Source organism: Bacteroidia bacterium, assembly GCA_019695265.1.
GTDB lineage: Bacteria > Bacteroidota > Bacteroidia > JAIBAJ01 > JAIBAJ01 > JAIBAJ01.
In genome coordinates, this window is record JAIBAJ010000119.1 from 1 (window position 1) to 10330 (window position 10330).

Genomic DNA, 10330 nt, shown 5'->3' on the forward strand with positions numbered 1-10330 from the left:
AGCGTCCATCTTTGACCCATTGCTTAGTTTTTCAGGGAACAGCAAGAGCGGGTGGACGTTTGCTGAGCCTAGTCCCGAAGAAATTTCGGGATGGTTACTTTTTGGGGCAATGCCAACTCACGAAGTGACCTCTTGGATACCTTTAAAAACAAACAATCTATCCAAAAAAAGTGACATAAATTAAATTCCTTTGAATATAAAAAAGCTAAACCTTTAACTAAACGTCATTTCCCTGACCAGAATTTCTACGTTTTATAGAGCTTATTCCTATTAAAATTATCTTTGGTCAAAAGAAGGCCAGCCATTAGTTAGCTGTTTTATTCTAGAAGTTTAACTTCTTTTGGAATTTGGGTTATTCCAGTCACCAATCGGCAATAGTCCCACCATGCTTCCTAAGAATTTAACTAACAGCATTTACTTGGGCAATTTCCAACCTGTATTTTTGGACTTTTATTCCAAAACATTGGCCTTAAAATACGGAAGAATATTCTTTTTTAATTAATTACTATTCAAACATTTAATAAAAACTAAAGCAAGTAAAGATTTAAACAATTCTATTCAATTCATGCCGTAGAGAAATGAATTACTTCCGAGGCTGAATTTGGGTTAATATCATGTTGAATATTTTTACATATTTGCACAAAGGCATACCATTGGTAAAGAAAAAACATCATTTTTATCTAACAAGTTCATACCTTGTACCATAGTTACAATCTAAATTAAGACTATTACAAATATGAAATCCCAATTGGATATACCATATTTTACCAGGTAAACAATGTATCCCAATCATTCCCAAACCCTGCATTTTAATGGCTATTTACAGAAAAACATATACTTACGAAATCCCCGACAAACGGGAGAATATTATCGTAACGGTGAAACTTTCGTCACAAGAAGGAGAACCTTTTGAGGCTGCTATACTGGACTTTGAAAACAACGACCAACGTTTTTCAGAAATACCGCCCAGCCTGGCTAATTTAAAACGCTTTGACTCCACTAATTCAACCCGAATTTTGTCACTTACCAATGTGACCATTCCTTCCGGAGAGGAATTGGAAATGACGGTTAAAATAAATGAAGTTGAACTTTCTCCTTCCATAAAGGGCAAAGCAGATGAAGATGGAATTACCCTACGAGCCACATTAAAATTCAAATAAGTATGAGGTATTTTCTATTGTTTGGTTTTGTTTTAATTACCAATCTGGCCGCCCTTTCTCAAACAGCACCGGATGTATTGGAAATTAGCGAGTTAAAAACACCTACTTCACCGGCGTTTACCTTGCTTGGAGTTTCGCCCAATGAAATAAGCAGACCTAAATCGATGAATGATTTGGAACTTGCCTTAACCAATGGGTTTAGCCCCAACGGGAATTTCAGTTTTCCAAAAGAATTTGCCATGGAAACCAATCCCTATTGGTTGTTTCGTAAACGTCCCTTGAGCGTAAAAGAATGGTACAATGCCAAATTCGGACAACAATTACTTACCAATTTATCCATTAGTTTGGCTACCGCACCTCGGTCCAATTTACTTCCCTCCAATTCAAACCAACAACTGGCCTTTGGTTTCCGAACTCAACTTCACCCCCTGTTTATGGCTGAAAACCGTCAACGAAAGAAGTTCATAGAGGCAAGGTCTGAATTTGCAAAAAAAGCATGGATTGCTAATCAGCTATTAAGTGCATTCGAGTATTGTTTAGGAAAATACACCATCGATAGTATTCCGTCCCAATTGACACAGATTCAAAAAAGAAAAATGGTTTTTGAATGGCTTCAAACCGGGGTTATTCAAATTTCACCTTTTCAAACGGAGGAATACAAAACCGAGCGAAGTTTGATTAAAAAATCCTTTAAAAAAATAAAACCGGATGTGGATTCCATTCACCAAGACCTAAACACAGATGAGGACATTTTGGCCTTAGGCGATAGCATTTATAAGCTTATCAGCATGGATTTAAAAACCGACCTTGATTGGAGAGGAATGGTAAGCAGAATGCGAGAAACCTATAGCGGAGAACATACTTTTTTAATAGAAATCGGAACAGCCTTTGGCATGTTGTTTAAAGATAGCCTATTTAATTCAGGAGGTGCTAGTCGTTTCGGAATTTGGATTTCGCCAACCTATCGAACACCAACCAGTTCAAATGGTGTGTTACAAGGAGAACTTATTGGAATGCTTCGTTATTTAGATGATTTTGTGCTACCGACCACACTTGAATACAATCGAAGTTTGGATTTAGGATTAAGAGCGGTTTTAAGAATTCAACGCTTTTCATTTTCAGGAGAAGCTTTGTACCGAAAAAATTGGCAATTACAAAAAGGAACCCAACTCATTGTGGATGGAGTTACCTATTATTCAGCACCCAACCAGAACCAATTGCTCGATTGGAAGGCAAGTTTCAATTTAGAATACCGGGTTACCAATACCATTTCAGTTACCTACACCTTTGGAAGGGATTTTGACACCAGCATTCTTGCTGCAGGAGGAAGATTGATGAACCTATTGGGACTAAACTTGGGTTTATTTCCGGCCTTGGTAAAAAAATAAATACGCAAAAACCTACCTTTATTTACAGCCCCGGAAAGGCTAGGATGTTTGGAGTTTCGGTTCTCTGCGTGAGGGATAGAAGCGGAAAGCCCACAGCCCCGAACACTTTCGGGGCGAGGACTTGAAGCGGATAGCCCGACCTTTTTGCCTTGCACTCCTGCGGGTTAGAGTCACTGTTGTTTGAAAGGCAAAAAGGGCACGCCCTAATTCAAAAAAACAAACAGATTATTCCAACAATAAGACTACAAAGGCTCTTGTTGACTAAGACAATGGAAACTTCCAAGGCCCCAAATAATATCGGTAGAATCGATTCCAACTACCTGACGATCAGTGAAAAGCCCTTCTAAAATACCCAGTGCTTTGTCGTCGTTGTAGCGATCGCGGAAGGTTGGCACCACCACGTATTTATTGGAGATATAAAAGTTTGCGTAAGAAGCAGGAAGGCGCTGATCTTCATAAACCACCGGATTTGGCATAGGCAATTCAACAATGTTCAATTGCTGACCATTTTCAAGTCTTAACTTGGATAATTCCCGGAGATTTTCCTGCAAAATGGCGTAATTTTCATCGTTTTTATTCTCCTCCACCACGGTAACGACGGTATTGGAATTGACAAAACGAACCAAATCGTCGATATGTCCATCGGTATCGTCGCCTACAATGCCATCGCCCAGCCAAAGAATGTGGTTAATTCCGTAGAATTCAGACAAATAGCGTTCAATTTCGGACTGAGTGAGGTTAGGATTTCTATTTGGATTTAACAAACAGGCCCGGGTAGTGAGAAGCGTACCTTTCCCATTAAACTCCACCGAACCACCTTCCATGACAATACCCGGAAGAAACAATGGCAGGTTAAATGCTTTCGCGATTTTGGTTGGGATAACATCGTCTAAATCGTAGGGAGGATATTTATCGCCCCAGGCATTGTAACCCCAATCTACGATGGCTTTTTTGCCTTCTTTTCGGTTTACAACGAAAGCAGGACCATGATCGCGGCACCAGGCATCGTTGGTAGGAAAATGGAAAAAATCAATTTGTCCAAGGTTCACTTGTCCCTTTTTAAGCCATTCGGTAACCTGCACTTGCATGTGGCTATCGGCTACATTGATACAAACCCTTTCCCCTTCAGAGACCAATTTAATAAACTGAGTATAATTGGGATAGATGCTTTGAATTTTGCCAGGCCAGGAGGCTTCTTTATGCGGCCAGCTCAGCCAGGTAGCGCGGTGAGGTTCCCATTCGGCAGGAAAAGTAAACCCTAATTCTTTTGGTGTCAATGGAATAGGTTTGAACGGTTAATCAATAAAACGTTTGGTAATATCAGAATAGGAATCGATTCTGCGATCGCGAAGAAAAGGCCAATGAGTTCGGTAATATTCAGACTTTTCCATATCTATTTCAATCACTTTAATTTCTTCTTCCAGATGAGGTGCTTGGTATAAAACACGTCCCATTGGATTGGCCACAAAGCTGCCACCCCAAAATTGCATATCTCCTTCCCTACCCGTACGATTAACGGATATTACATGAATTCCATTAGCAACGGCATGCCCACGTTGGATGGTTTGCCAGGCAAAATATTGTTCAGAATTGGTTTCTTCGTTTTGAGTGGTTGCCCAACCGATGGCAGTTGGATAAACCAACATGTCGGCCCCCATCAGGCTGGTTAAACGGGCAGCTTCCGGATACCATTGATCCCAGCAAATCAACACCCCAATTCGACCAAATTTGGTATCGAACACTTTATATCCTAAGTCACCCGGGGTGAAGTAAAATTTCTCGTAATAACCCGGGTCATCCGGAATATGCATTTTACGGTATTTTCCGAGGTAAGAACCATCGGCATCGAGCACTGCTGTTGTATTGTGATATAAACCTTGAGCTCTTTTTTCGAACAAAGAAGCAACAATTACCACTCCCAATTCTTTCGCCAAAGGAGCCAAAGCCTCGGTTGTAGGTCCGGGGATAGCCTCGCCTAATTCAAAATTCTTGTAATCTTCCACATCGCAGAAATACAAGGATTTAAATAACTCTTGCAACACAATTACCTGAGCTCCCATACCGGCAGCTTTTCGAATAGCATCCTGGTGTTTAGACAGATTTTCGGCGACATTGGAGGAACAGCTTAACTGCACCAAACCAACTTTTACATTTTTGGACATGGATAAAAAATAGGGCGCAAATTTAGCCGTTTGACCATTGCAAAAGACTTGAAAAACGCATGTTTTAAAAATTTGTTTAAGAGTACAAATTCTTAAGCTTTTCCACCAAAACTCTGGCCATTTTCAGGTTACTTTCATGAGTCCAACCTCCTATGTGCGGACTCAAAACCACCTGGTCTGAAGAAAGGAGATAGTCCCAGGCCAGTTTATCCTCACCAGTCAGGTTTTGTCCGAAATATTCAAACGAAAGACTTTCGTATTCAACTACATCCAGGCAGGCACCCAACACCTTACCTTGCTTCATAGCATGTACCAAATCGGTGGTTTTCAAACATTTCCCTCGAGCGGTATTCACCAACCAAATAGGTTTACGAAAGGAATTAAAAAAGGTGGAATTGGCAAAAAATGTGGTTTCCGGTGTAAGAGGCAAATGAAGAGAAACAATATCGGCCTGATCATAAACAGCGTCTATATCCACTTGCTTGTACCCTTCCGGAGATTGAACCAGTTTGTATTTATCGTAAATCAGGACCTTACATCCAAAGCCCAGCAAGCGTTGAGCCAGTGCAGAACCCATATTTCCATAGCCAATAATGGCCAGGGTTTTCCCTTCCAACTCCAAACCACGGTTCCCTTCTCTAATCCAAAGTCCTTGTCGCACTTCCCGATTGGCACGGTATAAATTATTAAATAAGCCCAGCAACATGGCCAAAACCTGCTCGGCGACAGCTGTTTTATTTCCTTCAGGAGCATGCAAACACCGGATACCAAGTGCTTCGGCAGCTTGCACATCAATGTTTTCCATACCGGCACCAACCCGAGCAATAAATCGAAGTTGAGTGGCCTTTTCCAAAAGTGGTTTATCGAGTTTAAATCGACTACGAATTACAATCCCTTGGTACTCCGCGAGCCGGTTAATCACTTCTTCCTTGGAGGAATCGTAATCTTCTTCCACCCTAAATCCTAACTCTTCAATACCTTGTTTAAGAAGAGGATGGACGGTATCGAGAAATAAAACCGGTAAAGAAGGATTGGGATTCATGTTTTGGAACAAAGTGCGAAGGTAAGCAAGGAATGAAACGGGGAGATTAGCTTACCAGTGAACTAATTTGTTTTAAAATTTTGGAGCGCTGGGTTTCATCCAGGAATCGCATACGACCTATGCGGGTTGAACGTTTGAATTTGAAGCCGCAAAACTCCAAAATAGCTCTTCGAATGGTATTAAGGTCACTGTTTCGATACATCAGCCAAATCCATAAGGTTGGAGCATCGCAGGTAGTTATTACTTCTGCACTTCTACCTTTCATTAGTTTATCCCAAAGAGGGGAATCCTTTTTATATTTAAAGGCAAAACCGGAGAGCAAAACCCGGTCGAAAAAACCTTTCAGCAAACCCGGAAACGAACCCCACCAGATGGGATAAACAATAACCCAGTGATCGCACCAGCTTAGGTTTTCCTGAGCTTGTTTCAAGTCAGGCTCCAACTCCTGTTTGGTTTTAAATCCTTCCCAAAGTACCGGGTCAAATTTTAAGTCTCCAAGCTTTTGCATTCGAACTTCATTTCCTTTGTTTTTGGCAGCTATTGCATATGTTTCAGCAATTTGGGCATTAAAACTGCCTGAATCAGGGTGTCCTAACAACAAGTAAATTTTCATGGCCCAAACGTATTCAAACTTTGGAAAGTGAAAAATGAAGTTTGTCAGTTCCCGATCTTTTCCGCGATACTAATTTTATTAAACCCATGCATACCTGCATATGAATGACTTTATTAAAACCAAAGCAAGTAAGCAATTCGGGCAACTTCAGTTTGAATTTAGCAAAAAGCAATTGCTTAGAACTGCTTTTTTAAACAAATTTTGATATTCCATTACCGATTACTCTGATTACTATTGCCTGGTAAAACAACAGCATGTCAGGAATACGAATTTTCACCTTATTAACCTTGTTGGGAAGTAGTTTAGTTGGTAGTTCTCAACTGGTACAACCCAAGGAAGACAAGGAATTAGCCAGCAATCAGATTATCAACTTAAAGGAAGGGGCATTATTAATCCGGTTAAAGAAAAACAGTTTAAAGGTGGAGGCTTTACGCAAATATGGACGAGAGCAGGAAGCCAAGGAAGAAGAGAGGAGAATGGAGCTAGAAAATGCTTCGACCATCCGAGCCATTAAAACGAGTTATACTTTTTCCAGGTATTACTTTTTTTATTCGGAGAACTCTGATCTACTTCGTGCAAGAAAATGGGATGGAATTGTTTTGGACAGCACCTTAATGCCGGTTAATTTACCCAAGAATCTATTTTATTTGGTTGGGGAATTTGGCGAAACCCGGGAAATGAATATTGATGCCTTTGTTGTTTTAGACAGCCAGTATATACAAATGGAAAAACCCTTTCCATTTATGGTGAAACGAATCAACAACCTGGTAGCCAATCGGAAGAAGGAAGATATCATTCGGATTTTGAATGACAAGTTTTTTGAATTTTACGAAAAGGGCAAGGAATATTTAGAGGAAAGAAAATTGAAGGCAAAAAAATAGGCGAATCGCAACAGATTCGCCTATTTCAATTAGGAAAGAAAGGCTTAGGCAGCTTTTAATTTGGAGATATTGCTTTGACCAAATTTCTCCATAGCGTATTCCAAGGTGATGGTGATTAGTTTTACATCTTTTTCGGAAGGTAATTCATACATGGCATCAAGCAAAATAGCTTCGCAAATACTGCGTAGTCCGCGTGCACCCAGTTTGTATTCAACGGCCTTATCTACCATAAAATCCAACACATCCGATTCAATTTTCAACTCAATATTATCAATTCGAAATAGCTCTTCGTATTGTTTAATAAGCGCGTTTTTAGGTTCGGTTAAAATCCTTCGCAAAGTTTGCTTATCGAGCGGATTTAAGAAAGTGACAACCGGCAAACGGCCAATCAATTCCGGAATTAATCCAAACGCCTTTAAATCTTGAGCATTGATATACTGAAGCATATTGGTACGATCCAATTCTTCGGTTTTCTTATCTGTTTTAAAACCTACGGCATGGGTATTTAATCGTTTACCAATTTTCTTCTCTATTCCGTCGAAGGCACCGCCACAAATGAACAGGATATTTTTGGTATTCACAGGAACCAATTTTTGTTCCGGGTGTTTTCTTCCTCCCTGTGGGGGAACATTTACAACACTTCCTTCGAGCAATTTCAATAAACCTTGTTGAACACCTTCGCCACTCACATCTCTAGTGATACTAGGATTATCGCTTTTTCTGGCGATTTTGTCAATTTCATCAATAAAAACTATTCCACGTTCGGCAGCAGTTACATCATAATCAGCCGATTGAAGCAATCTGGACAAAACGCTTTCCACGTCTTCTCCAACATAACCGGCTTCGGTGAGAACGGTAGCGTCGGCGATTGCGAAAGGTACGTGCAACATTTTGGCAATGGTGCGAGCTAACAAGGTTTTACCGGTACCTGTTTCACCTACCATAATGATGTTTGATTTTTCAATTTCAACGTCATCGTAGCGCTTCATCGGACGTTGTTGCAAACGTTTGTAATGGTTGTAAACAGCTACTGCCAAAACTTTCTTGGCTTCATCCTGTCCAATGACATATTGATCCAGGAACTTCTTCACTTCCACCGGCTTTTGCAACTGCATAGGTCCAAAAACATGTCCTTGACCTTTGGTATTTTGTGTAGAAAGTTCTTCTTTAATAATAAAGTGAGCTTGTTCGGCACATTGGTCACAAATATGAATTTGACCATTTGCACTGGCGATCAAAACTGCTGTATCATTTTTCTCTCTTTCGCAAAAGGAGCATTTAATTCTTCCGCTTTTATCTATTGCCATGTCGCAAAGGTATTAATAGTTCAGGTATTGCAGGGTGTGTTCATCGAAAGTTATGAGGCTTACTATGTTATCTATCGTTATTCTTCAGAAATTTTAATAGTAAAATCCCTTAAAAGCCTAAAAACATCCTCATAATCTGTTAGAGGCAAGGTTTCAGGTTTATCCATAACATCGTGGTATGCTGCAATTCCACCCATAGTATACATAAATAATGCAGGTACTCCCATTTCAGAAAAATAATAATGGTCGCTGTTGGCGGCTTTTCCTCTCTTTTTCACTTGAGTAACATAACTTTTCTCGGCATTAATTTTTTCCAGAATTCCGAATAAACGTGGGAACTCGGTTGCATTAACAACGGTAACTCCATCTTCACCGGTACCCAATAAATCCAGGTTTACCAGACACCGAATGGCCTTTAGGTTAAAAACCGGGTTTTGCACAAAAAATTCAGATCCCTTCAATCCGGCTTCTTCCCCTGCAAAAGCGATAAAAGCCACATTGCATTTAGGTTTATTCTCCGAAAAATACCTGGCTAATTGCAACATCATAGATACGCCGCTTGCATTATCATTCGCACCTCTGAAAATAGCCTCCTTTCCCATTTTCCCTAAATGATCGTAATGGGCCGTAATTACCAGGAAACTCGATTTATCTTCTGTTCCAGGAATAAACCCCAACACATTTTGAGTACGGTGTTTTTTTATCCACTTGCTTTGAATGGAATACCTCACTTTAATCGGGGCCTCTTTCACTACCGAATCCGCTACATCAATTTGTATTCCAGGTAGTGCGGTTTCAGAAACTGACCAGGTTAGTTTTGATTTTACCCAAATAACCAAAGGGAACAAGGCAAAAGCCACTTTAGAAACCCTTTCATTGAATTTTTTATCTGTTGAAACCGGGAATTTAGAATACGCGGCAAAATCATACAAACGTTGAGGTTTTGACAACAGTGAATCCCAACCGAGAGAATCGACTGAAAGCACCGATAAACTTCCCGATTTGCCGGTACTAGCCGGATCAACAATAAAATGTTTGCCGGGTTCCAGGCGTTTCCCATCGAAGTACAGTTCCATTTCACCGGGGAAGGTATTGACCGGAAAGGAAAAGTCTTGGAAATAATTGTAATCAAAAGCTTGCACATGCCATTTTTCCAATTCCTTTTTGAGGTAATCGGCGGCCGTGGCATCGCCATCGTTCACATATCCCCTACCCGACATTTCCTCGCTGCCTAATCGGTCTATCACTTCGCGGGCATAACCTAAATCCTGGGCTTGGAGAATGTAACAAAGGTTTAAGAATAGTAGAAAAATCAGGTGTTTCAGCATGCTATTGGGGGCATTTTCAACAAAATTAGGCGAAACAAATTACCCGGGAGCAGGGTTACAAAAAAATGCTTGAAATTTTATTTAGTAAATCCAAACTTAATTATAATTTTGCAGCCCGTTTCGAGGGCCTATAGCTCAGTCGGTTAGAGCACCTGACTCATAATCAGGTGGTCCCTGGTTCGAACCCAGGTGGGCCCACCTACTTAGACAAGGGTTTCAGAGTTTTGACTTTGAGGCCCTTTTTTTATTCCGTCACAATTCCTACACCAACAAGCTTTTTTTATTCAAATCGATTTCCTTTTAACTAGTGGTTCCAGTACAATGGAAAAGAAGTAATTTTGTTTACCCATTCCCGAAAAATCTATAAATCCCAACGAATAATCCTTACAGTACTCAACATAACCCTCTTGTTCCACTTAAATCAAAAAAACTAACCTTCAACCATGTGT

At 40.3% G+C, this 10330-nt stretch carries 10 protein-coding genes and 1 tRNA gene; 5 read left to right on the forward strand and 6 right to left on the reverse strand.

Annotation, left to right across the window (positions count from 1 at the left end; translation table 11 throughout):
* The 3 genes from K1X82_13355 to K1X82_13365 form a co-directional block, all read left to right on the forward strand.
* Nucleotides 1–184: hypothetical protein (locus K1X82_13355; protein MBX7183093.1), on the forward strand; the 184-nt coding region annotated here is incomplete at its 5' end.
* A gap of 628 nt (nucleotides 185–812) precedes the next feature.
* Nucleotides 813–1160 (forward strand): hypothetical protein, encoded by a 348-nt coding sequence (locus K1X82_13360; protein MBX7183094.1) that lies wholly within the window; start codon nucleotides 813–815, stop codon nucleotides 1158–1160.
* Nucleotides 1161–1162: 2 nt separating this feature from the next.
* The gene (locus K1X82_13365; GenBank protein ID MBX7183095.1) at nucleotides 1163–2548 is read left to right on the forward strand and encodes a hypothetical protein; all 1386 of its coding nucleotides are present in this window, start codon (nucleotides 1163–1165) and stop codon (nucleotides 2546–2548) included.
* A gap of 242 nt (nucleotides 2549–2790) precedes the next feature.
* On the opposite strand, the gene K1X82_13370 is transcribed toward K1X82_13365, so the two are convergent.
* From K1X82_13370 to K1X82_13385, 4 genes are all read right to left on the reverse strand, one after another.
* Entirely contained in the window at nucleotides 2791–3831 is a 1041-nt protein-coding gene (locus tag K1X82_13370) for an agmatine deiminase family protein (GenBank protein MBX7183096.1), read from the reverse strand.
* Between the two features lie 12 nt (nucleotides 3832–3843).
* On the reverse strand, nucleotides 3844–4710 hold the full coding sequence (locus K1X82_13375) for a carbon-nitrogen hydrolase (GenBank protein MBX7183097.1): 867 nt from the start codon (nucleotides 4708–4710) through the stop codon (nucleotides 3844–3846).
* Nucleotides 4711–4786: 76 nt separating this feature from the next.
* The gene (locus K1X82_13380) at nucleotides 4787–5752 is read right to left on the reverse strand and encodes a hydroxyacid dehydrogenase (protein MBX7183098.1); all 966 of its coding nucleotides are present in this window, start codon (nucleotides 5750–5752) and stop codon (nucleotides 4787–4789) included.
* A 46-nt stretch (nucleotides 5753–5798) separates the two neighbouring features.
* Nucleotides 5799–6365, reverse strand: a complete 567-nt coding sequence (locus K1X82_13385) for an NAD(P)H-dependent oxidoreductase (protein MBX7183099.1) — start codon at nucleotides 6363–6365, stop codon at nucleotides 5799–5801.
* A gap of 254 nt (nucleotides 6366–6619) precedes the next feature.
* Here K1X82_13385 and K1X82_13390 point away from each other — a divergent pair, with 254 nt between their 5' ends.
* A complete protein-coding gene (locus K1X82_13390; GenBank protein MBX7183100.1) occupies nucleotides 6620–7246 on the forward strand; it encodes a hypothetical protein in 627 nt (208 codons plus the stop codon).
* A 44-nt stretch (nucleotides 7247–7290) separates the two neighbouring features.
* Here the strand turns inward: K1X82_13390 and clpX are convergent, their stop codons facing one another.
* Both clpX and K1X82_13400 read right to left on the reverse strand, forming a co-directional pair.
* Nucleotides 7291–8553, reverse strand: a complete 1263-nt coding sequence (gene clpX, locus K1X82_13395) for an ATP-dependent Clp protease ATP-binding subunit ClpX (protein ID MBX7183101.1) — start codon at nucleotides 8551–8553, stop codon at nucleotides 7291–7293.
* 77 nt (nucleotides 8554–8630) lie between these two features.
* Nucleotides 8631–9629 carry a M28 family peptidase gene (locus tag K1X82_13400; protein MBX7183102.1) on the reverse strand — a complete coding sequence of 333 codons (999 nt, stop codon included), beginning with the start codon at nucleotides 9627–9629 and terminating at the stop codon, nucleotides 8631–8633.
* A 376-nt stretch (nucleotides 9630–10005) separates the two neighbouring features.
* On the opposite strand from K1X82_13400, the gene K1X82_13405 reads away from it, so the two are divergent.
* Nucleotides 10006–10079, forward strand: a tRNA-Ile gene (locus K1X82_13405).
* Nucleotides 10080–10330 lie beyond the last annotated feature (251 nt).

Bases quoted from the DNA above. Each gene is read 5' to 3' on its own strand.
- K1X82_13365 (MBX7183095.1), top strand. From the start codon at position 1,163: ATGAGGTATTTTCTATTGTTTGGTTTTGTTTTAATTACCAATCTGGCC.
- K1X82_13390 (MBX7183100.1), top strand. From the start codon at position 6,620: ATGTCAGGAATACGAATTTTCACCTTATTAACCTTGTTGGGAAGTAGT.
- K1X82_13400 (MBX7183102.1), bottom strand. From the start codon at position 9,629: ATGGAACTGTACTTCGATGGGAAACGCCTGGAACCCGGCAAACATTTT.
- K1X82_13375 (MBX7183097.1), bottom strand. From the start codon at position 4,710: ATGTCCAAAAATGTAAAAGTTGGTTTGGTGCAGTTAAGCTGTTCCTCC.
- K1X82_13360 (MBX7183094.1), top strand. From the start codon at position 813: ATGGCTATTTACAGAAAAACATATACTTACGAAATCCCCGACAAACGG.
- K1X82_13385 (MBX7183099.1), bottom strand. From the start codon at position 6,365: ATGAAAATTTACTTGTTGTTAGGACACCCTGATTCAGGCAGTTTTAAT.
- clpX (MBX7183101.1), bottom strand. From the start codon at position 8,553: ATGGCAATAGATAAAAGCGGAAGAATTAAATGCTCCTTTTGCGAAAGA.
- K1X82_13380 (MBX7183098.1), bottom strand. From the start codon at position 5,752: ATGAATCCCAATCCTTCTTTACCGGTTTTATTTCTCGATACCGTCCAT.